This is a genomic window from Pseudokineococcus basanitobsidens, assembly GCF_037482545.1.
Taxonomy (GTDB): Bacteria; Actinomycetota; Actinomycetes; order Actinomycetales; family Quadrisphaeraceae; genus Pseudokineococcus; species Pseudokineococcus basanitobsidens.
In genome coordinates, this window is the sequence record NZ_JBBIAA010000002.1 from 382,340 (window position 1) to 407,220 (window position 24,881).

The 24,881-nt window shown below is 78.9% G+C and carries 16 protein-coding genes; 13 read left to right on the plus strand and 3 right to left on the minus strand.

What is annotated here, in order from left to right; all coding sequences use genetic code 11:
• The 5 genes from WDZ17_RS04080 to WDZ17_RS04100 all read left to right on the plus strand — a co-directional run.
• A partial coding sequence (locus tag WDZ17_RS04080; RefSeq protein WP_339573848.1) for an SAV_6107 family HEPN domain-containing protein occupies positions 1–336 on the plus strand: 336 nt, incomplete at its 5' end.
• 56 nt (positions 337–392) lie between these two features.
• Positions 393–5,126, plus strand: a complete 4,734-nt coding sequence (locus WDZ17_RS04085) for a helix-hairpin-helix domain-containing protein (RefSeq protein WP_422631818.1) — start codon at positions 393–395, stop codon at positions 5,124–5,126.
• Positions 5,127–5,557: 431 nt separating this feature from the next.
• Positions 5,558–6,211 (plus strand): methyltransferase domain-containing protein, encoded by a 654-nt coding sequence (locus WDZ17_RS04090; RefSeq protein WP_339573850.1) that lies wholly within the window; start codon positions 5,558–5,560, stop codon positions 6,209–6,211.
• A 151-nt stretch (positions 6,212–6,362) separates the two neighbouring features.
• Positions 6,363–7,646, plus strand: coding sequence for a DNA polymerase IV (locus WDZ17_RS04095; RefSeq protein ID WP_339573851.1), 1,284 nt, complete (start codon positions 6,363–6,365; stop codon positions 7,644–7,646).
• A 278-nt stretch (positions 7,647–7,924) separates the two neighbouring features.
• A complete protein-coding gene (locus WDZ17_RS04100; protein WP_339573852.1) occupies positions 7,925–8,386 on the plus strand; it encodes an SCO2097 family morphological protein in 462 nt (153 codons plus the stop codon).
• A 498-nt stretch (positions 8,387–8,884) separates the two neighbouring features.
• On the opposite strand, the gene WDZ17_RS04105 is transcribed toward WDZ17_RS04100, so the two are convergent.
• The 3 genes from WDZ17_RS04105 to WDZ17_RS04115 are packed head-to-tail and all read right to left on the minus strand — an operon-like array spanning position 8,885 to position 14,015.
• Complete coding sequence (locus WDZ17_RS04105) at positions 8,885–11,425, minus strand: transglutaminase TgpA family protein (RefSeq protein ID WP_339573853.1); 2,541 nt, start codon at positions 11,423–11,425, stop codon at positions 8,885–8,887.
• Positions 11,422–12,924 (minus strand): DUF58 domain-containing protein, encoded by a 1,503-nt coding sequence (locus WDZ17_RS04110; protein WP_339573854.1) that lies wholly within the window; start codon positions 12,922–12,924, stop codon positions 11,422–11,424. Before WDZ17_RS04110 ends, WDZ17_RS04105 begins: the two co-directional genes overlap by 4 nt.
• A gap of 20 nt (positions 12,925–12,944) precedes the next feature.
• Positions 12,945–14,015 (minus strand): AAA family ATPase, encoded by a 1,071-nt coding sequence (locus WDZ17_RS04115; RefSeq protein ID WP_339573855.1) that lies wholly within the window; start codon positions 14,013–14,015, stop codon positions 12,945–12,947.
• 554 nt (positions 14,016–14,569) lie between these two features.
• Between WDZ17_RS04115 and mraZ the strand changes: the two genes are divergently transcribed.
• The 8 genes from mraZ to murD all read left to right on the plus strand — a co-directional run bounded on the left by mraZ (position 14,570) and on the right by murD (position 24,879).
• Entirely contained in the window at positions 14,570–15,001 is a 432-nt protein-coding gene (mraZ, locus tag WDZ17_RS04120; protein ID WP_339573856.1) for a division/cell wall cluster transcriptional repressor MraZ, read from the plus strand.
• Positions 15,002–15,413: 412 nt separating this feature from the next.
• A complete protein-coding gene (rsmH, locus tag WDZ17_RS04125; protein WP_339573857.1) occupies positions 15,414–16,430 on the plus strand; it encodes a 16S rRNA (cytosine(1402)-N(4))-methyltransferase RsmH in 1,017 nt (338 codons plus the stop codon).
• Entirely contained in the window at positions 16,427–17,056 is a 630-nt protein-coding gene (gene ftsL, locus WDZ17_RS04130; RefSeq protein WP_339573858.1) for a cell division protein FtsL, read from the plus strand. Before rsmH ends, ftsL begins: the two co-directional genes overlap by 4 nt.
• Entirely contained in the window at positions 17,056–18,876 is a 1,821-nt protein-coding gene (locus tag WDZ17_RS04135; protein ID WP_339573859.1) for a peptidoglycan D,D-transpeptidase FtsI family protein, read from the plus strand. Before ftsL ends, WDZ17_RS04135 begins: the two co-directional genes overlap by 1 nt.
• Before the next feature lie 54 nt (positions 18,877–18,930).
• Positions 18,931–20,643 (plus strand): UDP-N-acetylmuramoyl-L-alanyl-D-glutamate--2,6-diaminopimelate ligase, encoded by a 1,713-nt coding sequence (locus tag WDZ17_RS04140; RefSeq protein ID WP_339573860.1) that lies wholly within the window; start codon positions 18,931–18,933, stop codon positions 20,641–20,643.
• The gene (locus tag WDZ17_RS04145; protein ID WP_339573861.1) at positions 20,640–22,184 is read left to right on the plus strand and encodes a UDP-N-acetylmuramoyl-tripeptide--D-alanyl-D-alanine ligase; all 1,545 of its coding nucleotides are present in this window, start codon (positions 20,640–20,642) and stop codon (positions 22,182–22,184) included. The genes WDZ17_RS04140 and WDZ17_RS04145 overlap by 4 nt, the downstream gene beginning before the upstream one ends.
• Positions 22,178–23,269, plus strand: a complete 1,092-nt coding sequence (mraY, locus tag WDZ17_RS04150) for a phospho-N-acetylmuramoyl-pentapeptide-transferase (RefSeq protein WP_339573862.1) — start codon at positions 22,178–22,180, stop codon at positions 23,267–23,269. The genes WDZ17_RS04145 and mraY overlap by 7 nt, the downstream gene beginning before the upstream one ends.
• On the plus strand, positions 23,266–24,879 hold the full coding sequence (murD, locus tag WDZ17_RS04155; RefSeq protein ID WP_339573863.1) for a UDP-N-acetylmuramoyl-L-alanine--D-glutamate ligase: 1,614 nt from the start codon (positions 23,266–23,268) through the stop codon (positions 24,877–24,879). Before mraY ends, murD begins: the two co-directional genes overlap by 4 nt.
• The last annotated feature ends 2 nt before the right edge of the window (positions 24,880–24,881 follow it).

Consider the following 24,881-nt stretch of genomic DNA (forward strand, 5'->3'; position numbering starts at 1 on the left):
CGCCGCGGCGGCGTCCTCGGGGTCTGGGACGTCCTGCCCCGGGTGGCGCCCGAGCTCGGCGAGTGGGCGCTGCTGTTCGCGGCCGGCGCCCCCCGGCGCGCCGCCGTGGAGGCGGGGCGGGCGGGGGCCGTCACCGCGCGGGACGCCGACGACCTCCTGCGCGACGCCGAGACCTTCGCCGGCGTCGTCTCCTCGGCGCTCGGTCTCGGTGCCGGTCTCGGGCTCCCGCGACCCGCGCGGCCCGTGCGGCCCGGGCGGCCGGTCCCGCCCGGACCGGCCGGTCCCGTCCCCGCGGCGCCCGCAGGAGCCGGCGCCGCGCCGGCCCCGGGGTCGTGAGCGCCGCCGGCCGCGGGCGGGCCTTCCCGCACCTGCACGTGGCGTCCGGGTACTCGATGCGGTACGGCGCCTCCAGCCCGGGTGCGCTCGTGACCCGCGCGGCCGAGCTCGACCTCGACACCCTGGCGCTCACCGACCGCGACGGTCTCTACGGCGCCGTCAAGCACGTCACGGCCTGCTCGGAGGCCGGTCTGGCCCCCGTGCTCGGCGTCGACCTCGCCGTCGAGCCGTCCGGGCTCGCGGACGGCCTGCCCGGGTGGGCCGACCCGTCCCGGGCGGTGCGCGAGCGGGCGGCGGCGGGCGGCCCGGCGCGCGGCGGCGCGGCCGTGGACCGCCGCCTGCCACGGGTCACCGTGCTGGCGCACGCGGGCGGCACCGACGCCGACGGCCGGCGCCGTCGCGGGCGCGCCCTCCTCCCGCCCGGGCGGTCCGGCGCGGGCGACGGCGAGGTGCTGGGGCCGGGCGAGGGCTGGGCGGCGCTGTGCCGGCTGGTCTCGGCGACCCACCTGCGCGGCGAGCGGGGGACCCCCGTGACGACCGCCGACCTCGTGGCCGAGCACGCGGTGGGCGCCCGCACGGGCGCCCCCGCGCTCACGGTGCTGCTCGGGCCGGGCTCCGAGCTCGGCCGGGCCGTCCTGGCCCGGCGCGACGACCTCGCCCGGGCCGTCCTCGCCCACTGGTACGACCTCCTGCCGCTCGGGTCGCTCGCCGTCGAGGTGGTCTGCCACGCCGGCCCGCCCGGCAGCCCCGCGAGCGCCTCGCACGCCGGGCGGATGCTGGCGCTGGCGCGCAGCGCGGGGCTGCCCGCGGTGCTCACCGGCGCCGTCCGGTACGCCCGCCCCGAGGGCGCGCGCACGGCCGACGTCCTCGACGCGACCCGGCGCCTCGTCCCGCTGGACCTGCGGCACCTCGACCGCACGAGCTCGCGCGGCCACCTCGCCGGCACGCCGGAGATGCGCGCGGTCGCCGCGGAGGTCGAGTCCGCCGCGGGCGCCGCCGGCACGGGGACGGGGGCGGGGCTCCTGCGCGACACCGAGGCGGTCGCGGGGCGCTGCCGCCTCGACCCGGCGGCCGACCTCGGCATCGGCCGGGTGCACCTGCCCGAGGCGTCGGTCCTCGGGGTGGACGGCGACCTCGACGCCGCGCTGCGCGCGCGGTGCGAGGGCGCCGTCGGCACCCGCTACCCGGGGGCTCCCGAGGCGCTGCGCCGCCGTGTCGAGGCGCGGCTGGAGGAGGAGCTGTCCGTCATCCGCCGGCTGGGGTACCCCTCGTACTTCCTCACGGTGGCGCAGGTGTGCGACGAGGTCCGCGCGCTCGGGGTCCGCGTCGCCGCGCGGGGGTCCGGCGCGGGCAGCCTCGTCAACCACCTGCTCGGGATCTCCGGGGTGGAGCCGCTGTCCCAGGGGCTGCTCATGGAGCGCTTCTGCACCGTCGAGCGCGCCCAGCTGCCGGACATCGACGTCGACGTCGAGTCCGCGCGCCGGGAGGAGGTGTACGCGCGCGTCGTCGAGCGCTTCGGCGGCGAGCGGGTCAGCGCCGTCTCGATGATGGACACCTACCGGGTGCGCCACGCCGTGCGCGACGTCGGCGCGGCGCTCGGCATGCCGCCCGCCGAGGTGGGCGCCATCGCGACGGCCTTCCCCCACGTGCGGGCCCGTGACGCCCGGGCGGCGGTCGCCGAGCTCCCCGAGCTGCGGGCCTCCGGGCTGGGCCACGAGCGGCTGTCCCTGCTGCTCGACCTCGTGGAGGACCTCGACGCCCTGCCCCGGCACGTGGCCCTGCACCCCTGCGGCGTGCTGCTGTCCGACGCCGGCCTGGGCGACCGCACGCCCGTCGAGGCCAGCTGGGCGGGCTTCCCGATGAGCCAGCTCGACAAGGACGACGTCGAGGTGCTCGGCCTGCTCAAGCTCGACGTCCTCGGCATCCGGATGCAGTCGGCCATGGCCCACGCGCTCGACGAGGTCGAGCGCGTGGACGGCCCCGGGGCCGCGGCGGCCAGCGGGCACGCCCCCGGTGCGCCCTACCTCGACGCCGCCACCGGGCGCCTCGACCTCGACGCGGTGCCGCTGGACGACGAGGCGACCTACCGGCTCGTGCGCTCGACCCGCACGCTCGGCTGCTTCCAGATCGAGTCGCCCGGCCAGCGCGAGCTCGTGGGGCGCTTCGCGCCGCAGGACTTCGCCGACCTCGTCACCGACATCTCGTTGTTCCGCCCCGGGCCGGTGAAGTCGGACATGATCACGCCCTTCCTGCGCGCCCGGCAGGGGTGGGCGCGCCCGCAGCGGGTGCACCCCCTCGTCGACCCGGCGCTGGAGGAGACGTGCGGCGTCGTCGTCTTCCACGAGCAGGTGATCCGGCTCGTGGCCTCGACGGCGGGTGTCGACCTCGCGGAGGCCGACGAGGTGCGCCGCCGCCTGGGCACCCGCGAGGGCCAGGCCGAGGTGCGCGAGCAGTGGTTCCCCCTCGCCGCCGCGCGGGGCCTGACCGGCGCCGACGCCGAGCGGGTGTGGGAGGTGCTGGCCGCCTTCGCCTCCTTCGGGTTCTGCAAGGCCCACGCCGCCGCCTTCGCCCTGCCGACGTACCAGTCGGCCTGGCTCAAGACCCACCACCCGGCGGCCTTCCTCGCGGGCGTCCTCACCCACGACCCCGGCATGTACCCCAAGCGCCTCGTCCTCGACGACGCCCGCAACCTCGGCATCGCCGTCCTCGGGCTCGACGTCAACGCCTCCGACGCGGTCTACCGGGTCGAGCGCGTCGAGGTGGTCCCCGAGGACCGGGGCGGCCCGGCGCGTCCCGGCGTGCCGGGCGGCAGCAGACCGCACCTGCGGCACCGGTCGGACCACCGGCCGGGACCGGGGGAGCCGGCGGGAGAGGGGGCGGGGGACGGTGACGGGGCACCGGTGCCGGGCCGCGGCGGCGAGCCTCCGTGGCGCGGGGCCGCGCTGCGCACCGACGCCGCCGTCCCGGACGGGCGGGGGTACGGCATCCGGCTGGCGCTCACCGACGTCGCGGGCATCAGCGAGGCGGAGGTGGCGCGCGTCGTCGCCGGGCGGCCGTACGCCTCGCTGGCCGACCTGTGGCAGCGGGCGCGACCCAGCCGTCCCGTGGCCGAGCGCCTCGTCCTGGCCGGGGCGCTGGACTCCGTGCACGGGATCGGGGTCCTCGGGGGAGGGGGACGCGCCACCGGGACGCCCGTCCGCCGGCGCGGTGCGCTCACCCGGCGCGACCTGCTGCTGCAGCTGGGGGACCTGGACCGGTGGGCGCGCGGGCTCGACCGACGCCCGCGGGGGACGCGCCGCCGCGGCACCGGTCGCGCGTCGGCCCCCGCCCCGGCAGACGTCCCACCCGCCACCGGGTCCCTCAGCGGGTCCCTCAGCGGGTCCCTCGCCGGGTCCCTCACCGGGGCCCGGCCCGGCCCCGACGTCGCGGCGGCCGCGGCGCGGCAGTCCCGGGCGTCGGCCCCGGTGGCCGCCGCCGACCGCCTCGAGGTCCAGCTGGCGCTCGACGTCGGCGGGCCCGGGGACGCGCCGCCCTCCGGGCTGCCGGAGATGACGGGGGCGGAGCGGGTCCGGGCGGAGCTGGAGGTGCTCGGGCTCGACGCGAGCGCGCACGTCCTGGACTTCTACGCGCCGCTGCTGCGGGCGTTGGGCACGACGGGCTCGCAGCAGCTGGCCTCGAGGCGCTCGCGCAGCGAGCTGCTCGTGGCCGGGGTCAAGGTCGCCACGCAGACGCCGCCCATCCGCTCGGGTCGTCGGGTCGTCTTCCTCACGCTCGACGACTCGACGGGACCGGTCGACGCGACCTTCTTCGAGGACGTCCAGGGCCCGTACGCCGCCACGGTCTTCGGCTCGTGGCTGCTCCTCGTGCGCGGGGAGCTGCGCCGTACCGGCCCGCGCGGGGTCTCGCTGCGCGCGACGGGGGCGTGGGACCTGCCGGCGCTGCAGCAGGTGTGGACCCGCGGGTGCGCCGACGGCGGCGCCGCGGGGGGCCGCGAGGCGCTGCGGCGCGCCCTGGCGAGCGGTGCCCCGGCGGCCGGGGAGAGCGGCTACGACGAGGCGGCCGTGGCGGGGGCGGCCGGGTCGCGGGCGCTGCGCCCGGTGCCCGTCCGGGGCGTCGACCTCGTGCCGGCCGCGCGGTGGGCCGCGGTCGAGCAGCGCACCGGTCGGACCGTCGGGACCGGGCGCGACGACGGCGCGATCCGGGACGACGGCCCCAGCCGGGCCGCCGGGGCGGAGGCCGAGCGCCGGGCCGCCGCGGCGCACCGGCGCGCCATCGCCGTGGCCGCCCGCTCGGCGGCGGCCGCCGCTGCGGTGGAGGAGGCCCAGGAGACTGCCCGGGAGATGGCCCAGGAGATGACCCAGGAGATCACCCGGGGGATGACCGGGGGCGGGGCGGCCGGGCAGGTGAGGCAGGAGCGCGCGGCGGCGGCCCGGCCGGGAGCACGCCGGGCAGGTCCCCTCTCCGCGACGGCACGGCCGGTCGCCGGGGGGCCCGACGGGTCCGGGCGCACCCGTCGCGTGCTGGTGCACGCGAGCGGCTTCCGGCAGTCGCCGTACAGCGACGTCCGGGCGCCGGGCGGGGACGTCCGGGACACCAGGGGCATGGCCCGCGGTGGGAGCCCGGTGCAGGACCCGGCGGTGCAGGACCCGGCGGTGCGGGACCCGGCGGTGCGGGACCCGGCCGACGCGGGGGCGGTACCGGGCGCGGGGGCCGGCCCGGGCCCGGGCCGGGGGGCGGCAGGGGCACCGCGCAAGCTGTGGCACTCCAGCGCGGGGAGCTCGGGGCGGTGACGGGCGGGGCGACGACCCGACCACCGTCGGAGCGCTTCCCGACGGTGCGGTGCGCCGTGACGCCGTCACTAGGGTGGGTCGGGCGGTGCGGAGACCCTCGACGGGGACGGACGGCCGCGGTGCACGAGCGGTGCCCGGTCGGGGGCGGCCCGCCCGCAGAGGAGACCGCCCGTGGAGCGGCACGACAGGAAGGGGTCCCCGTGCCCGAGGAGCCCGTGCCCGAGACTGCTGCGGCCGGTGTGACTGCGGCCGGTGCGACTGCGCCCGAGGACGGCGGGCCCAGGTCCTCGAGCGCCTCCGGGACCGACGCCGGGCCGGCGAGGACCGAGCCGCGGGGCGGGTCGCGGACGCCTCCCGCCCTGCTCGACGGCGTCGTCGCCCTCGCGGCGGCGGCCGCAGGTCCTGCCCGAGCGGGAGCCCGGGGCGACGGGGTGCCGCCCGTCCGGGTCCTGGACCTGGGCGGCGGCACGGGCGGGCTCGCCGTCGAGCTCGCCTCCCGCGGGCACGACGTCGTCGTGGTGGACCCGAGCCCGGACGCGCTCGCGGCGCTGGCCCGCCGCGCCGACGAGGTCGGCGTCGCGCAGCGGCTCACCGGCGTCCAGGGCGACGCCGAGGACCTGTCGGCCCACGTCGCCGACGCCAGCGTCGACGTCCTGCTCGCGCACGGCGTCCTCGAGGTGGTCGAGGACCCGCGGGCCGCCCTCGCGGCGTGCCGCCGGGCCCTGCGGCCGACCGGCCGTCTCAGCGTCCTCGTCGCCGGCCGGGGCGCCGCCGTCCTCGCCCGTGTCGGCTCGGGCCACCTGCGCCAGGCCCGGGCCCTCCAGCAGGACCCGGACGGGCGCTGGGGCCCGGGGGACCCGCTCCTGCGCCGCTTCGACGTCGAGGGCGCCAGGTCCCTGCTGGCCGCGACCGGCTTCGGGGTGCTGCGGACGCAGGGCGTGGGCGTCTTCCGCGCCGTCACGCCCCGCAGCGCCGCGGACCCCGCCGCCGCGCAGGCCCTGGAGGAGCTGGAGCGTGCGGCCAGCGCCGACCCGGCCCTGCTCGGGGTCGCCGCCGCGATCCACCTGCACGCCGCCCCCGTCTAGAGCCCCCCGTCCAGAGCCCCCCGTCCAGAGCCCCCCGTCCAGAGCCCCGACCCGGGCCCGGACCGGGGGACGCGCGGCGCCGACCCACCGACCTGCCACCACGCCGACACCTGCCACCCCGCCGCTCCGGACCGTCCGAGGAGGTCGCCCCGTGGGTCGCTCCCAGCTCGACCGCTCGCAGCCGGGCTCACCGGTCGCGGGCGGCCCCGCCGCCGGAGCCGTCGGGCCCGACGCGGACGACACCGGCTGCACGGTCCTCCACGTCGACATGGACGCCTTCTACGCCTCCGTGTCGCTCCTGGAGCACCCCGAGCTCGTCGGGCGGCCGGTCGTCGTCGGCGGCGCGGGAGGGCGGGGCGTCGTGCTGTCCGCGACCTACGAGGCCAGGGCGCTGGGCGTGCACTCCGCGATGCCGATGAGCCGGGCCCGGCGGCTGGCGCCGCACGCCGTCGTGCTGCCGCCGCAGCACCACCGCTACGCCGAGGTCTCGGCCGGCGTCATGGAGGTCTTCCGGTCGGTCACGCCCGCCGTGGAGCCGCTGAGCCTCGACGAGGCCTTCCTCGACGTGGGCGGGGCGCTGCGCCGGCTCGGGAGCCCCCGTGCCATCGCCCGGGAGGTCCGCCGTCGCGTGGAGGACGAGCAGGGCGTGACGTGCTCGGTGGGCGTCGCGTCGACGAAGTTCGTCGCCAAGCTCGCGTCGTCGCGCTGCAAGCCCGACGGCCTGCTCGTCGTCCCGGCGGACCGCGTCGTCGACTACCTGCACCCCCTGCCCGTCTCGGCGCTGTGGGGGGTGGGGGAGAGGACGGCCGAGCACCTGCAGCGCCTCGGTCTGCGGACGGTCGGGGACCTCGCCCACACGCCGCGGGCCACGCTCGTGCGCGCCCTGGGGGCTGCCTCCGGCGCGCACCTCGCCGAGCTCGCCTGGGGGCGTGACCCGCGTCCCGTCGTCGCGCACGCGCGGGAGAAGAGCATCGGCGCCGAGGAGACCTTCTCCTCGGACGTCGACGACGAGACCGTCGTCCTGCGCGAGCTGCTCCGCCTGTCCGGCCTCACCGCGGCCCGGCTGCGCGCCGCGGGGACCGTCGGCCGCACCGTGGTCCTCAAGGTGCGCTTCGCCGACTTCACGACCATCACCCGCTCGCGCACCCTCGAGGAGGGCACCGACGTCAGCCGGGACGTCTACGCCGCCGCCCGGCGGCTCTGGGACGGCCTGCGGCTGGACCGGGCGCGGATCCGGCTCGTCGGGGTGCGGGTCGAGGGGCTCTCCCCCGCGGAGGCGGCGCACCGGCAGATGCGCCTCGACGAGCGGGACCGGGGGTGGCGCGACGCCGACCGCGCCGCGGACCGGGCCGCCGCCCGCTTCGGCGCCAGCAGCATCACCTCCGCCAGCCTCCTGCGCGGGGGCCGGGGCGACCCGGGGAGCGGCCCCGCGTGAGCGGTGGTGCCGCCGCGGCACGGGGGGCACCGGAGGGCACGGGAGCACGGCCGGGCGCCCGCTCCGCCGGGCCCCCGACGACACCGCGGGCGTTCTCCGACGAGCCCCCGGGGCCGGTCGGCAGCGGCCTCGTGAGAGGCGCGGGACTCGCCGGTGCTCGATCGGACGGTCCCGGGGGCGGACGTGGTACACCTGGCTTTCCCCAGCGCCGAGCGCGACCTATCCTTCCCACGGGTGCGTCGCTCTCGCGACAGCGCCGTCTTCACCGGGGAGGTCCTGTGCCGCTGTCCGAGCACGAGCAGCGCCTGCTCTCGCAGATGGAGCAGCAGCTCCTCAACGACGACCCGAAGTTCGCGTCGGCGATGAAGGGCTCCGCGCGCCGCGGCGGCTCGGCCGGCCGGCTCCTCCTGGGAGGAGCGGGGATCCTCGTCGGGCTCCTGCTCCTCGTCGTCGGCGTCGCCACCCAGCTGACGGTCGTCGGCGTCCTGGCGTTCGTCCTGATGCTCGGCGGTGCGGCGTGGGCGATCTCCACCCCCCGCCGACCCTCCGGCCCCGGCCCGCGCGGAGCGGTCCGCACGGACGGGTCCACCGGACCCGCGCCGGGGCAGGGTCGCAGCACCGCCCCCGGGCCCGGACGAGGCGCACGCCGCTCCCGTCCCGCGCGAGGGTCGTCGTCCTTCATGGAGCGCATGGAGGAGCGGTGGCAGAAGCGGCGCGACGAGGGCGGCGGCGGCCGCTGACCTCGGCGGACGCCGCGCGTCGGGGCGGGCCCCGGGAGTCGTGCCCGTCCTGACGCCCCGCCGACGTCCCCACGGTGGCCCACCCCGGTGACCGACGAGCTCGTGACCCGGCCACCTGCCGCCCGCCACCCGTCCCCTCCCGAGCCGCTCCGCCCGTCGCTGCCGACGACCTCCCGGACCGGACCAGCGGCGAGGACGCGCGGACGCCTACGAGACCCCCGCCCACCGGTGGGGGTCTCGTGCTGCGAGGACCGCCGCCCCGGGCGCGACGAGGCAGGGCCGGGACGAGGCAGGGCCGGGACGAGGCAGGGCCGGGACGAGTCGGGGCCGGGACGAGTCGGGACCGGGACGAGTCGGCGGCCGGGACGAGGAGAGACCCCTCCACCGGGCCCGACGCCTGCGGTCGTGGTCGGCCGGCGTCCACGTGGAACGGCCCGCCCGGACGCGTGTCCCCGGGAGCGCTGGTCGGCCGGCCACCGAGGACGTCTGGTGGACCGGTCAGCGACCGCCGCGGAGCCGGGCCAGCGGCAGCCAGCGGGCGCGCCAGCGCCGGCGACGGGACGTCGTCGCCGCGACCGCGGCCAGCACCGCGTCGACGTCGTCCCGGTAGCCGCGAGAGGCCGCCGGGGATCCGACCTCACCCTCGACCTCACCCTCGACCTGAGGTCGAGACCACGCCGTGGTGCCCCCGCTCGGGCGGCGGACGCCGGCGCCGGTCGGGACGAGCGCGTAACGGGCGGCCTCCTGGTCGGCCCTCAGCCGCCCGACCCGGGCGGGCAGGTCGTCCCCACCGCCCCCGTGGTGCCGACCCCCTGAGTCCCGCCCTCGCCCCGGCAGCGGGTGCTGGCCGCCCGCCACGAGCGCGAGCAGACGCGCCTCCTCCGATCGTGGCGTCGCCCCGACGGGGGGCGAGGACCCGAGGTCGACGAGGCCCCGTCGCAGGTCGTCCTCGGCGCGGTCGACGAGGGCGGCGGGGTCGCCGCCCTCGGCCGCCCGCCCCGCCCGCCGCCACCGCCGGCGACGCAGCAGCGCGGCGAGGCCTGCCGGTGACAGCAGGAGCACGACGACGGCGACGCCCACGGCCACGGGCAGCAGCGCCCGCCGTGCGTCGGCGCCCGTGCCGGTGCTCGAGCCGCTGCTGCCCGCGCCCTGCGTCGGTGCGGGCGACGCCCCGGTGGCCGAGGGGGCGGGCGTCGGTGCGGGCGCCGGCTGCGGCTCCTGGGCGTCCTCCTGCTGCGCGGCGACGGCGGCGTCCGCGGCCGCCACGCCGGTCCAGGGCGGCGCCTCGCCCGTGCGGACGCCGGGCGTGGGCTCGAAACGGAGCCAGCCCGTGCCCGCGACGTACACCTCCGGCCACGCGTGCGCGTCGCTGAACCGGACGACGTAGCTGCCGTCGGCCTGCCGCTGCCCCGGCAGGAAGCCCACGGAGACCCGCGCCGGCAGGCCGAGCGACCGGGCCATCAGCGCCATCGCCGAGGCGAAGTGGACGCAGTAGCCCGACCGCCGGTCGAGGAACGCCGCGACGGAGCCGGCTCCGGTGCCGCCGGGCGCCTCCTCGCTGTAGGAGAAGCCCCCGTCGTCGCGGAAGAACGCCTGCAGCCGGGTGGCCTGCTGCAGCGGCACGCCGTCGCCGGCCACCTCGGCCGCGAGGTCGGCGATCTGCGGGGGGAGGTCGTCCGGCAGCTCCGTCCACGTCGTGCGCACGGTCGGGGGCACGGCGCTGCCCCCGACGAGGTCCTCCTCGCGCGGAGCCAGGCGCAGCGCGTCGACCCGGTAGGTCTGCCCCTCGGTCGTCGTCGTCGGCCCCTCGCCGACGAGGTCCAGGGTGCCGGGGCGCACGAGCCAGCCGTCCCCCACGTCCACCGACGTCGCGGGGTAGGGGGCGGGCAGGTACTCCTGGCGCAGCCCCTCGACCGACACGGACAGCTCCTGCTGCTCCGCCGTCCCCGCCGCCAGCGCCGCGTCGACGTCGAGCCCGATCGGTTCCGGCAGGACGCCCCCCCGGTCCAGCGGCACCGCGGCCGCGTCCTCCTCGCGGGGGCGCCACATCTCGCCGTCGAAGGCGTCCACCGTCACGAGCCGCAGCGGCTCGGTGGCGGGTGCGCCGTCGGCGAGGCGGTAGGTCAGCGCAGCGGCGTCGGAGCGTTCGTCGAGGTCCTGCGCGAGGTCGAGGAGCGGGTCCACGCGGCCGGTGCCGCTGCCGTCCCCGGTCGAGCCGCCCCCGACGCCCTGGAGCGCGAGCAGGCCCGTCCCCTGCCACGGCCCGACGGCCGGCACCACCAGCGCCGCGGCCAGCGCCGCCGCGACGACGACGGCGACGGCGCCCCACGTCCCGTCGCCCCGGGCGACGGGCCCCCCGCCGCGGCGCCAGCGCGTCGCCGTGCGCCCCCAGCGGGGCGTCGCCCAGCGGCTGTCGGCCCTCAGCAGCAGCAGGTAGGGGAGGACCGCGACGACGAAGAGGACGGGCGGCAGGCCCCCGCGCAGCAGGGCCCCGGCGGCGACGACGACCGCGAGGAGGGGCAGGCCGGCGAGCGCGGCCCGGCGCAGCCGCACGGCGAGGAGGTCGACGGCGACCGCGACCGCCGCGGTCGCGCCGACGACGACGAGCCGGAGCCCGGCGGGGTCGGGCACGGGCGGCAGGGACGTCCGGATCACGGCCCGGCCGTCCTCGAGCAGCCGGGCCACGGCGTCGACGGCGTCCGGTCCGGGCAGGACCCCGAGCACCGCGCTGCCGGGCAGGTAGAGCGCCGTCAGCGTGCACACCGCGACGAGGAGCTGGCCCGCGGCTCGCAGCGCCACCGAGGGCGTCAGCGCGTCCAGCGCCGCACCCGCGAGACCGACGAGGACGACGACCACGACGGCGTCGACGAACCAGCCCGGGCCCTCGACGAGCGGCAGGAGGGTGGTGACGGCGGCCAGGACGGCCAGCGCGGCGAGAGCCCTCGGCGCGGCCGTCGCGAGGCGGGCCTGGGCCGGCTCCGACCTCGGGCGCCCCGCCGCCCGGGTCCCACGCGCGTCGGCGCGCCGGCGCCCGCTCACGCCGGGCTCCCCGCCGGCGCCTGCGCCCCGGGCTGCGGTCCGGGGTGGGCGCCCGCGCGACCGGCGGCGGCGGGGGCGGAGGGCGACGGGGCTCGCCGCGACGGTGCCGCCGCCCGCACGGCGCGCGACCACGCCGCGCCCAGGGCCGCCTGCGCGCCGCCGTCCGTGTCGCCGTCGCGCCCCCGGTCGGGGGCCCGGTCGGGGGCCCGGTCGAGGGCATGGTGCGGGGCGTGGTCCGGGGCGTCGTCACCCGCACCGCCGACCCGTAGACCGGCCGCTCCCCAGCCGGCGCCGGCGAGCGCCGACAGCGCGGCGCCGACCTCGGCGTCGTCGTCCCCGTCCTCCCGGCCGACGACCAGCGCGACCGAGCGGGCGGCCCGTCGGCCCGAGGTGGCCGCGAGCAGGGCGGGCACGGCCCGCGGACCCACGACGGCCACGACGGCGTCCTCCCGGCGGCCGCCGAGCCGGCGCAGGGCGGCGTCGAGGGCGCCCGCGCCCCCGCCGCGGTCGCCCGCCGGCTCCGACGGCTCCGCGGTCGTGGGTGCCACCGCGGCCAGCCTCTCCAGCCGGGCGCCGCGACCACGGCCCCCCTCTCGGCCCGCGTCCGCGGGCGAGCCCGTCAGCAGGCGCACGGCGACGTCGTCGAGCGCCAGCCGCTCCGCGGCCGAGGCCGCCGCGGTGACCGCCAGCTCGAAGGCGTCGTGGCCCGCGCCGTCGTCCGGGCCGGACACCTCGCCGGCGCCCAGGTCGAGCAGGACCGAGGCCGACGCGCGACGCGGGCGCTCGTCGCGCCGGACCATCAGCTCGCCCTGGCGTGCGCTCGTGCGCCAGTGGACCCGCCGGCGGTCGTCCCCCGCCCGGTACTCCCGCGGCACCACGTCGTCCTCGCCCGTCCCGGGGTCCGACGCCGTGGCGCCGCCCGCGCCGCCGTGCAGGCGCAGCGGCGGCAGGTGGACGGTCGCCGGCACGACGACGAGCGGGTCGGTGGCGCGCGTGGACACGGGCAGCTCCACGAGCCCGAGGGGGTCGCGGGAGACCAGGCGCAGCGGGCCGACGCGGTGCACGCCGCGGACGTCGGCCCGCAGGGCGTAGCGCACCGACGCGGAGGTGCCGGCCGGCAGCCGGTCGACGACGAAGCGGGGCGCGGCCCGCAGCGCCGGCGGCACCAGGTCCTCGGCGAGCAGCGCACCGCGCCCGCGCCCGCGCCCGTGCAGGTCCAGGCGCACGGAGACGGGGTCGCCGACCGCGACCACCTCGGGGGAGACCGTGCGCTCGACGACGAGGGAGGGGCGCGGCACCCGGGCGACGACCCAGCCGCCGAGCGGCAGCGCCACGAGCAGCAGCCCCAGCCTCAGGAGGTCGCGGTGCGACAGCACGACCCCGACGACCACGGCGGCGACGCCGAGCACCGCGAGGGCGCGCCCCCGCGCGGTCAGCGCCCCGGCGCCCCGGCGCCACGCGCTGACCGCCCGTGCGCGGACGCCCCGGCCGGACCGCACCGCCCCACCCGCCGCCGGGCTCAGCGGTCCTCGCCGCGCAGCGGCGTCGAGGCCAGGACGTCCTGCACGACCGCGGAGGCCGCGCGCTCGTCCGCCAGCACGTCGACCCGGTCGCTCGTGACGAGCCGGTGCGCGAGGACGGGCCCGCACAGGGCCTGGACGTCGTCGGGGAGCACGTGCGGGCGTCCGTCCACCAGCGCCCGGGCGCGGGCGGCGCCCAGCAGGTGCAGCGCCGCCCGCGGCGACGCCCCGAGCAGGACCGCGGGGTGCCGACGGGTGGCGCCGACGAGGTCCACGACGTAGCGCACGAGCGCCGGGGCGGCGTGCACGCGCGACGAGAGGTCGACGAGCCGGCGCACGTCGTCCGCGCCGGCCACCGGGCGGACGGCGGCGAGCGGGTCGCGCGAGGCGCCGCCGGCGCGCGCGACGAGGACGCCCACCTCGTCCTCGGGCGCGGGGTAGCCCACGGACAGCCGGGTGGTGAAGCGGTCCCGCTGCGCCTCGGGCAGGGGGTAGGTGCCCTCCATGTCCCCGGGGTTCTGCGTGGCCACGACGAAGAAGGGGTCCGGCAGCAGGTGCGTCGTGCCGTCCACCGTGACCTGGCCCTCCGCCATGCACTCCAGCAGGGCGGACTGGGTCTTCGGGGACGCGCGGTTGATCTCGTCGGCGACCACGAGGCCGGCGAAGACGGCGCCCGGGGTGAAGCTGAACCGCCGCTCCGAGGGGTCCCAGATGCTCACGCCCGTGACGTCGCTGGGCAGCAGGTCGGGCGTGAACTGGATCCGCCGCATCGTGAGGTCCACGGCGCGCGCCAGGGCGGAGGCGAGGACCGTCTTCCCCACGCCGGGGACGTCCTCGACGAGCAGGTGCCCCCCCGCCACGAGCGTCGTCACCGCGGTGCGGACGACCTCGTCCTTGCCCCGCACGACCGACCGCACCGCGTCGACCACGGCGCCGGCCGTCCGGCCCGCCTCCTCGGCCTCCGCCGGCGACGGGGGCTCGGGCGGGGCGAGGGGGGACCCGTCGGGGCCGGGACCGCGTCGCTGCGGTCCGGCACCGCCCGCGGCGGGTGGCGCGGTCGTCGACGTCACTCACGAACCGTACGTGAGCGACCCGCGGCCCACGAGGGCGTGCCCGCGCCGCCACCCGACCGGGGTCCTCCACCGCACGCCAGGCGGCGCCCACCCCGCACCCGACCCGCGGCCCGCCGCGGGCGGGGGACGAGCGCCGCCGGTGGTCGCCCGGCCCCACGGCCCTCCACGGGTCGCCCCACCTCCCTCCACCGGCCGCCCCACCACCCTCCACCGGCCGCCCCACCACCCTCCACCGGCCGCCCCGTGACCCGTGCGGACGCCGTCACGGCGGGTCCCAGGGCTCGTGCGGGCCGGTGCGGGGCGAGGGTCGGGTCGTCCGTCCTCCACCGCCCCCCACCGTCACCCGGGTGACCGGTTGACGCGCTGACCTGGGACGACGCCCGACGGGCTGCTCCACCCGGGTGACCGTCCGGGGCTCTGCGTCGTTGACGGTGGAGCGAAGTGGAGTACGGTGGGGCCCGTCGGAGCGGAGAGGTCGCCGACTCGCCCTCCCACCCCCGCCGACACGGGGGAGGGGGTGGGTCCGGGGCCTCGCAGGGGAGGAGCGGCCGGTGTTCCTCGGCACGCACTCGCCCCGCCTCGACGACAAGGGCCGGCTCATCCTCCCCGCGAGGTTCCGGGACGAGCTGGCCGCCGGCCTGGTGGTCACGAAGGGGCAGGAGCGCTGCCTCTACGTGTTCCCGGAGCGGGCGTTCGAGGAGCTGCACGAGCAGCTCCGCCAGGCGCCCGTGACGAGCAAGCAGGCCCGGGACTACGCGCGCGTCCTGCTCGCCGGGGCGTTCGACCAGGTCCCGGACCGCCAGGGGCGCATCACGGTGCCCCAGCAGCTGCGGACGTACGCCGCCCTCGACCGCGACGTCGTCGTGATCGGGGCCGGCACGCGCCTGGAGGTCTGGGACGCCGGCGCCTGGGACTCCTACCTCGAGGAGCAGGAGCCGTCCTTCGCCAGCACGGCGGAGGAGGTGGTCCCCGGTCTCTTCTGAGGCGCTCCGGCGGGAGGGGTCGAAGCCTCTGCCGTCACAGGAGTCACATCCGCCACATCCGCCCCGGCGCTCCTCCCGGGGCGCCCACGACGCGCCGCGCGCCTCCCCGCCCGGCACGGGCCCGACCCGCACGATCGTCAGCGCAGCGTCACGGCGCGGCACGTCCGGTCACTTGCGTCACAGACGTCACACGCACCTCGGCAGCACCGCACCACCCGGCGCCCGGTCCGGCCTCCAGCCGCCCCTGCCGCCCGGTACCTGGCGCACTTCCCCGGCGCCAGGCACCGGACCGGCCGGAGCGGATGGGGACCAGTCCCGGCGGCGGGGCCGCGGTGGGCCACCAGGACGACCGGCACGACCAGCACGACCAGCCAGCAGGACGACGCGGCCCGGCCGCGGGGGAGGAGGGGGCATGGACGCCGAGCCGGACGACCCCACGACCCCCGGGCGCGAGCCGCGCGGCGAGCAGCGCCACGTCCCCGTCCTGCTCGAGCGGTGCGTCGACCTCCTGGAGCCGGCGCTGCGGGAGCCCGGGTCCGTGGTCGTCGACGCCACGCTCGGGCTCGGGGGGCACGCCGAGGCGCTGCTGGAGCGCTGCCCCGGGGTCCGCCTCGTCGGTCTCGACCGCGACCCGCAGGCGCTCGCGGAGGCGTCCGCACGGCTCGCCCCGCACGCCGACCGGGTGGACCTGGTCCGGACCGTCTTCGACGGCCTGGTGCCCGCGCTCGCCGACCTCGGCGTCGAGCGGGTCCAGGGGGTGCTGTTCGACCTCGGCGTCTCGTCGCTGCAGCTCGACGAGGTGGGGCGGGGCTTCTCCTACGCCCGGGACGCGCCGCTGGACATGCGCATGGACGGCACCGAGGGGACGACGGCGGCCGAGGTGCTGGCCACCTACTCCGCGGCGGACCTCGCCCGGGTGCTGCGCGACTTCGGCGAGGAGCGCTTCGCGCGCCGGATCGCCGACCGCGTCGTCGCCGCCCGCGGCCGCGAGCCCCTGCGGACGACGCAGCAGCTCGTGGACCTCGTCCGCGACGCCGTCCCGGCGGCGACCCGCCGCACCGGGGGCAACCCCGCCAAGCGGACCTTCCAGGCCCTGCGGGTCGAGGTCAACGGCGAGCTCGAGGCGCTGCGCGCGGCCCTGCCCGCCGCGGTCGACGCGCTCGCCGTCGGCGGGCGCGTCGTCGTCATGAGCTACCAGTCGCTCGAGGACCGCATCGCCAAGCAGGTGCTCGCCGCCGGCGCGGCCAGCACGTCACCGCCCGACCTCCCGGTCGAGCTGCCCGAGCACGCGCCCCTCCTGCGCCTGCTCACCCGCGGCGCCGAGACGGCGCCCGAGACCGAGACCGCCCGCAACCCCCGAGCCGCCTCCGTGCGGCTGCGCGCCGCGGTGCGCGTGCGCGGGGGCAGCCTCCGAAGGAGCGCCGCATGAGCGCCGCCCGCGCCGCCGCCACCGCCCCCGCCCGGCCGCTGGGCCGAGGGCGCCCCGGTCGTCCGGGCCTGCGGGCGCGCACGGCGAGCACCCGACCGGCCACCCGGCCCCTGCCGCGAGCGGCGACCGTCGCGGCGTCGGCCGCGGCGGTCCCGGCGCCGGTGCGCCCGGCGCGCGAGCCCCGCGTCCGTCTCGTGCCCCCGCCGGCGTCCTCCCGTCGGCGGGTCCCCTTCGGGGTGCTCTGCGGGGTCGTGGTCCTCGCCGCCCTGCTCGCGGTCCTCGCGCTCAACATCTCGCTCTCCCGCGGCGCCTACCACCTGCACGAGGTCCAGGCGCAGCAGCAGGACGCGGCCGAGCGCCGCCAGGCCCTCGCCGAGCAGCTGGAGCGGACGGCGTCGCCCGAGGAGCTCGGCCGCCGCGCCGCGGACCTCGGGATGGTCGAGGCGGGCGCCCCCGCCTTCGTCGAGCTGCCGGACGGACGCGTCACGGGAGAGCCGGAGCCCGCCCCGACACCGACCGCGGCGCCCGACGACACCGCCGCCGACGCCTCCACCGACACCGCCGACACCACCGACACCGCCGGCACCGCCCCCGCCGCCGACACCGCCGAGGAGAGCGCGGACTGATGCCCCCCGCACCGCACCACCGCCCCGCCCGCCGGGTGGACGCACGACCGCTCGTGCGGCCGGAGCGCCGCGCCCGGCTCCTGCTGGCCCTCGTGCTCGCCGTGCTCGTCGTCTTCGCCGGCCGCCTCGTGCAGGTCCAGGCCGTCGATGCCCGCGCCGTCGCCGACCAGGCCCTGGCGGACCGCATGGGTCTGGAGCAGGTCCTGCTGGCCCCGCGCGGGGAGATCCTCGACGCGGACGGCGACGTGCTCGCGACCAGCGTCGAGCGCCGCGACGTCGTCGCGGACCCCGTCATCGTGGGGGAGTACTCGCGCACCGGGGACGACGGCGAGGTGGTGTCCTCGGGCGTCGACGGCGCCGTCGACGACCTCGCCGGGCTCCTCGACCTCGACCCGGCCGACGTCCGGTCGGCGCTGACCCGCGAGGGCACGCGGTGGAGCGTCGTCACCAAGGGCATCACCCCGGAGCTGTGGGCCCGCGTCGACGCGCTCGGCGTCCCCGGGATCACCTCCGAGCAGCGGTGGGCGCGCGAGTACCCGGGCGGCCCGCTCGCGGGGAACGTGCTCGGGTACACCGGGTACTCGGCCTCGGGCGACGACGAGGACGCCGGCCTCGGCGGCGTCGAGGCCGTCATGGACGACGAGCTCGCGGGGACGGACGGCAGCCAGCGCGTCGAGCGGGGCCGCATGGGCCAGGCCATCCCCATGGGGGAGAACGACCGGGTCGACCCCGTCCCCGGCGAGGACGTCCGGCTGACGATCGACCGCGACCTGCAGTGGACCGCGCAGGAGCGCGCCTCCGCCATGCGCGAGGAGGCGGACGCGGAGTGGGTCAGCGTCGTCGCGCTCGAGGTCGGCACCGGCCACGTGCTCGCGCTCGCGGAGTCCCCGACGGTCGACCCCAACGACTTCGCGTCCGCCGACCCGTCGCAGCTCGGCAGCCGCGCCGTCTCGGACGTCTTCGAGCCCGGGTCCACGAGCAAGGTCGTCACGGCCGCCGCCGCGCTCGAGGAGGGCGTGGTCGACCCGCTGAGCAGGTTCACGGTGCCCTACACGTGGGAGGCGCCGAACGGCCAGAGCTTCCGGGACTCCCACCACCACGAGGTCGAGCACAAGACCTTCGCGGGCGTCATCGGCGAGTCCTCCAACACCGGGACCGTGCAGGCCGGCGACCGCCTCACCCGCGAGCAGCGCCACGAGTACATGGAGCGGTTCGGCTTCGGGCAGCGGACGGGCATCGAGCTGCCCGGCGAGACGGCGGGCATCCTCGCCGCCGCCGACGACTGGGACGCGCGCCAGCAGTACACGGTGCTGTTCGGCCAGGGCGTGTCGGTGAACGCGCTCCAGGCCGCGGAGGTGTACGCGACGATCGCGAACGACGGGGTGCGCATCCCCCCGCGCCTGGTCGCGGGGACCGTGGACCCCGACGGCACCGAGCACGAGGCGGCGCCGGCGGCCGGGGTCCGCGCCGTGAGCGAGGAGACGGCGCAGCAGGTCTCGACCATGCTGGAGGGCGTCGTCGCCGAGGGCACCGGGGACGCGGCGGCGATCGACGGCTACCGCGTGGCCGGCAAGACCGGCACCGCCGAGGCGCCGGACGCCTCCGGCGGCTACAGCGGCTACACGAGCTCCTTCATCGGCTACGCGCCCGCGGACGACCCGCAGGTCGTGGTCGCGGTGATCGTGCAGCGGCCGCAGAACGGCTTCTACGGCGGCCAGGTCGCCGCGCCCGTCTTCAAGGACGTCATGACCTACGCGCTGACCTCCCGCGGCGTGCCGCCGTCCACGGAGCCCGCGCGCCTGTACCCCCAGGACTGGTGAGCGGCGGGTGAGCGGCCGGACGGGGGCCACCCCTGCCGCCGGTAGCCTCCCGGGGTGCCCGAGCCGTCCCCGCCCCCGCCCGGGCGGGGACGTCCCGGACGTCCGGCGGGGGTGCCGGTGAGCGGCGCGGGCCCCGTGGCCGACCGGGCCGACGGCGCGAGAGATGCTGCGGCGCGAGGGGTCCCGCTCGGCGAGCTGGTGGCCGCCCTCGACGGCGCGGACGTGCGGGGCCCCGGCACGGAGGGCGTGCGGGTGAGCGGGGCGGTGCTGGACTCCCGCACCGCCGGCCCCGGAGACCTGTACGCCGCGCTGCCGGGGCAGCGGGCCCACGGCGCGGACTTCGCGCGCACCGCCGTCGGCTCCGGCGCGGTGGCCGTGCTCACCGACGAGGCCGGGGCCGCCCGCCTCGACGGCGGCGCCGGGCTGGACGTGCCCGTCGTCGTGGTCGAGGACCCGCGCTCGGTCCTGGGCGACCTCGCGGCGCGGGTGCACCACACGGGTGTCCACCGGGGCGCCGCGCCCGGCCCGCTGCTGCTGGGCGTCACCGGCACGAACGGCAAGACGACGACGGCCTACCTGCTCGAGGGGGCGCTGGCGGCGACCGGCCGCAGGACCGGCCTGGTGGGGACGGTGGAGACGCGGGTGGCCGGCGAGGTCGTCGCGAGCACGCGCACGACGCCCGAGTCGACGGACCTGCACGCGCTGCTCGCCCGGATGGCCCGCGCCGGCGTGGACGCGGCGGCGCTGGAGGTCTCCAGCCACGCCCTGGTGCTGCACCGCGTGGACGGGGTCGTCGTGGACGTCGCCGGCTTCACCAACCTCTCCCAGGACCACCTCGACTTCCACGACGGCATGGAGGACTACTTCGCCGCCAAGGCGAGCCTGTTCACGCCCGCCCGCTCCCGCCGGGGCGTCGTCGTCGTCGACGACGAGTGGGGCCGGCGGCTCGCCGCCACCGCCGGCGTGCCCGTGACCACGGTGTCCACCGTCCCCGACGCGCCGGAGGGCGCGGACGCGGGCTGGCGCGCGCGGGCGCGCTCCGCCGATGCCACCGGCACCGACCTCGAGCTGCGCGCCGCGGACGGGCGCCGGCTCGCGCTGCGGGCGCCGCTGCCGGGCGCCTTCAACGTGGCCAACACCGCGCTGGCGGCGGTGATGCTCCTGGAGGCCGGCGTCGGGCCCGACGACGTGGTGCGCGGGCTCGCCGCGGCCGGCTCGGTGCCGGGGCGGCTCGAGGTCGTCGAGGCGCCGGCGGACGCGCCCGCGGGGCGGCGCCCGCGCGTCCTCGTCGACTACGCGCACACCCCCGACGCCGTCGCCGCCGCGCTCGTGGCCGTGCGCCCCAGCACCCGCGGACGGCTCGTCGTCGTCCTCGGCGCCGGCGGCGACCGGGACCGCGGCAAGCGCGGGCCCATGGGCGCCGCCGCGGCGCGCCACGCCGACGTCGTCGTCGTCACCGACGACAACCCGCGCTCGGAGGACCCGGCGGCGATCCGCGCCGCGGTCCTGGCCGGCGCCACCGCCCCCCTCCCCGCGGCGGACCTCTCGACGACCCGTCCCTCGGGGGCCGTCGAGGTCCTGGAGGTCGGGGACCGGGGCCGGGCGCTGCGGGCGGCCCTGGACGCGGCCGGTCCCGACGGCACCGTCCTGGTGGCCGGCAAGGGCCACGAGCGCGGCCAGGAGGTCGCGGGCGTGGTCCACCCCTTCGACGACCGCGACGAGGCCCGGGCGGCGCTGGCCGCCACGGGCGGAGACGAGGACGCATGATCCCCCTGGCCCCCGCCCGCCTCGCCGAGGTCGTCGGCGGCGCGCTGCGCGTGCCCGCGGGCGCCGCCGCGGACGACCTGCCGGTCGTCGACGCCCCGGCCGCGACCGACTCGCGCGCGGTCGTCCCCGGAGGTCTCTACGTCGCCCGCGTCGGGGAGCACGCGGACGGCCACGACTTCGTCCCCGCCGCGGCGGCGGCCGGTGCCGCGGCCAGCCTCGTGGCGCGGCCGGTCCTCGCCGAGGACGGCGGGCCGGTCGGCGTGCAGGTCGTCGTGGACGACGTCCAGGCCGCCTTCGAGGCCCTCGCCCGCCACCACGTCGACGCGCTGCGCGCCCGGGGCGCGCTCGTCGTCGGGGTCACGGGCAGCGCCGGCAAGACGACGACGAAGGACCTGCTGGCCGTCCTGCTCGCCGAGGTGGGCCCGACGACCGCCACGCCGATGTCGTACAACGGCGAGGTCGGGCTGCCGCTCACCGTGCTGGCGGCCGACGAGGGCACGCGCTGCCTCGTGCTGGAGATGGGCGCCCGCGGGGCGGGGCACATCGCCGCCCTGTGCCGCGTCGCCCCGCCGGACGTCGCCGTCGTCCTCAACGTGGGGTCCGCGCACGTCGGCGAGTTCGGCTCGGTCGACGCCGTGGAGGCGGCCAAGGGCGAGCTGCCCGAGGCCGTGGGCCCCGGCGGCGTCGTCGTCCTCAACGCCGACGACGAGCGGGTCGCCCGGATGGCCGGACGGACCAGCGGCACCGTCCTGCCCGTGCGGGCCGCGGGCTCCGGCGCGGGCGCGGTGGTCTGGGCGCAGGACGTCGACCTCGACGCCGGCGGCCGGGCGTCCTTCCGCCTGCGCTCCCGGCTCTCCCCGTCCGCCGCGGACGAGGGGGATGTCCCGGAGGCGCGGGTGACGCTGCGGCTCGTCGGCGAGCACCACGTCGCCAACGCCGTCGCCGCCGCCGCGGTGGCGCTGCACGCCGGCGTCCCGCTGGGGCGGGTCGCCGAGGTGCTCTCCACCGCCGGGCCCGCGAGCCGGTACCGGATGGAGGTCACCGAGCGCGCCGACGGCGTCACGGTCGTCAACGACGCCTACAACGCCAACCCCGAGTCGGTGCGGGCCGCCCTCAAGGCGCTCGTGGCGATGCGGCGGGGCCCCGACGGGCGCGAGCGGCGGACCTGGGCCGTCCTCGGCGAGATGCTGGAGCTGGGTGCCACGAGCACGGACGAGCACGACCTCGTCGGGCGCCTCGCCGTGCGGCTCAACGTCTCCCGGCTCGTGGCCGTGGGGCCCGGCGCGCGCGCCGTGCACTCGGGCGCCCAGCACGAGGGCTCGTGGGGGCAGGAGGCCGCCCACGTCGCGGACGCCGCGGCCGCGCTGGCGCTCCTGCGCGCCGAGCTCCTCCCCGGCGACGTCGTGCTCGTGAAGTCCTCGAACGCCGCCGGCCTGCGCGCGCTCGGCGAGCAGCTCGTCGCCGACGCGCCGCCGGCCGGGGAGCCGGACGGGGAGCCGGACGGGGCGTCGCACGGGGTGCGGGGAGCCGCCGCGTGCTGACCGTCCTCGTCGCCGCGGGCCTCGCCCTCGTCCTGTCCCTGCTCGGCACGCCCGTCCTCATCCGCTGGCTCGTCCGCAAGGGGTACGGCCAGTTCATCCGCGACGACGGCCCCACGGCGCACAAGACCAAGCGCGGGACGCCCACCATGGGCGGGGTCGTCATCGTCGCGGCGACCGTGCTGGCCTACCTCGCGGCGCACCTCGTGACGCTCGACGGCCCGACCGCCTCCGGCCTGCTCGTGCTCCTGCTCATGACCGGGCTCGGCGTCGTCGGGTTCCTCGACGACTACATCAAGATCTCCAAGCAGCGCAGCCTCGGCCTGCGGAGCCTGCCCAAGCTGCTGGGGCAGATCGGCGTCGCGGTGGTCTTCGCCGTGCTCGCCCTGCAGTTCCCCAACGACCGGTTCCGCACGCCCGCCTCCACCAGCATCAGCTTCATCCGGGACACCGGCGTCGACCTCGCCTTCGCGGGGGCGCTGCTCGGGACGGTGCTCTTCGTGGTGTGGGCGCTGCTCATGGTCGCCGGGGCGAGCAACGGCGTGAACCTCACCGACGGGCTGGACGGCCTGGCCACGGGCGCCACCACCGCGGTGGCCGGCTCCTACCTGCTGATCGGGGTCTGGCAGTCCAACCAGAGCTGCCAGGTCGTCGCGACGGCCGGGCCGAACTGCTACGAGGTCCGGGACCCGCGCGACCTCGCCGTCGTCGCCGCCGCGCTCATGGGCGCCTGCTTCGGCTTCCTGTGGTGGAACGCCTCCCCCGCCAAGATCTTCATGGGGGACACGGGCTCGCTCGCCCTCGGCGGGGCGCTCGCCGGCCTCGCGATCCTGTCCCGCACCGAGCTGCTCCTGGTCCTGCTCGGCGGCCTCTTCGTGATCATCACGCTGTCCGTCGTCATCCAGGTCGGCAGCTTCAAGCTCACCGGGAGACGCGTGTTCCGGATGGCCCCGCTGCAGCACCACTTCGAGCTCGCGGGCTGGGCCGAGGTGACGATCGTCATCCGCTTCTGGATCGTCGCGGTGCTCTTCGCGGCGCTCGGCCTCGGCATCTTCTACGCCGAGTGGGTCGTGGGGACGGGGCTGTGAGCCGGGGCGGCCCGGGCGGCGAGCAGCCCGTCACGCCGCGCACCGCGGGCCTCGTCGACGCCGGCGGGGAGTGGTCCGGCCTGCGCGTCGTCGTCGCCGGGCTCGGGACCTCGGGCTTCGCCGCCGCGGACGCTCTCGCCCAGCGCGGCGCGCGGGTGCTCGTCGTCGACGCCCGCGACGGCGACGACGAGCGCGAGAAGGCGCGCGTCCTCGACGTCATGGACGTGCGGGCGGCGCTCGGCGCCGACGCGCCGTCGTCCCTGCCCGAGGTCGACGGCGCGGCCCCCGACCTCGTCGTCACCTCGCCCGGGTGGCGTCCCGGTGCGCCGCTGCTCGCCTCCGCGGCCGCCGCGGGCGTCCCGGTGTGGGGCGACGTCGAGCTCGCCTGGCGGCTGCGGCCTCCGGCCGGCGCCCCCGGCCGCGCCCCCTGGCTCGCCGTCACCGGCACGAACGGCAAGACGACGACCACCCGGATGCTGGCGGCGATGCTGTCCGCCGCCGGCCTGCGGACGGCCGCCGTCGGCAACGTCGGCGTGCCCGTGCTGCACGCCGTCGTCGACCCGCAGCCCTACGACGTCCTGGCCGTCGAGCTCTCCAGCTACCAGCTGCACTGGTCCTCCTCGATCGCGGCGCAGTCCGCGGCCGTGCTGAACCTCGCCCCCGACCACCTCGACTGGCACGGCGGCATGGACGCCTACGCGGCGGCCAAGGGCCGCATCTACGAGGGCGTCAAGCGCGCGTGCGTCTACACCGTGGCGGACCCGGCGACCGAGGCCCTGGTGCGCGAGGCCGACGTCGTCGAGGGGGCCCGCGCCGTCGGCGTGACGCTCGGCGTCCCGTCCGTCGGGATGCTCGGCGTCGTCGAGGACGTGCTGGCCGACCGCGCCTTCGTGGCGGGACGGGCGGACTCGGCCGCCGAGCTCGGCACGCTGGAGGACCTCGTCGGCGCCTCCGGCGGGACGGGGCCGGCGCCGCACGTCGTGCAGGACGCCCTCGCCGCCGCCGCGCTGGCCCGCTCCCACGGCGTGCCCCCCGCCGCCGTGCGGTCCGCGCTGCGCGGGTACCGCCCCGACGCCCACCGCATCGCCCTCGTCGGCGAGGCGGACGGCGTCCGCTGGGTGGACGACTCGAAGGCCACGAACCCGCACGCGGCGTCGGCCTCGCTCGCCGCGTACGACCCCGTCGTGTGGGTCGCGGGCGGGCTCCCCAAGGGCGCCACCTTCGACGAGCTCGTGGCCCGGCACGCGCGCCGGCTGCGGGGGGTGGTCCTCGTCGGGCTCGACCGCGGGCCGCTGCTCGGCGCGCTGCGGCGACACGCCCCCGAGGTCCCCGTCCTCGAGGTCGACGCGTCGCAGGATCGGCCCGTGGGCGGAGCGGACGACGGGCAGCGGGCCGGGGAGCAGCAGGCCGGCGGGCCGCAGGGCGGGGGACGGGCGACCGGTCGCGTGGTGATGGAGCGTGCCGTGGCGCTGGCGGGGCGCCTGGCGCGGCCGGGGGACGTCGTCCTGCTCGCCCCCGCCTGCGCCTCCATGGACCAGTTCACGGACTACGGCGCGCGCGGCGACGCCTTCGCCGCCGCGGTGCGCGCCGCCCTCGCCGGGCGGGCCTGACC

Excerpts from the sequence above, each read along its gene's own strand:
- WDZ17_RS04085 (WP_422631818.1), top strand. The coding sequence starts at position 393 with ATGCGGTACGGCGCCTCCAGCCCGGGTGCGCTCGTGACCCGCGCGGCC.
- rsmH (WP_339573857.1), top strand. The coding sequence starts at position 15,414 with ATGGACGCCGAGCCGGACGACCCCACGACCCCCGGGCGCGAGCCGCGC.
- ftsL (WP_339573858.1), top strand. The coding sequence starts at position 16,427 with ATGAGCGCCGCCCGCGCCGCCGCCACCGCCCCCGCCCGGCCGCTGGGC.
- WDZ17_RS04135 (WP_339573859.1), top strand. The coding sequence starts at position 17,056 with ATGCCCCCCGCACCGCACCACCGCCCCGCCCGCCGGGTGGACGCACGA.
- WDZ17_RS04145 (WP_339573861.1), top strand. The coding sequence starts at position 20,640 with ATGATCCCCCTGGCCCCCGCCCGCCTCGCCGAGGTCGTCGGCGGCGCG.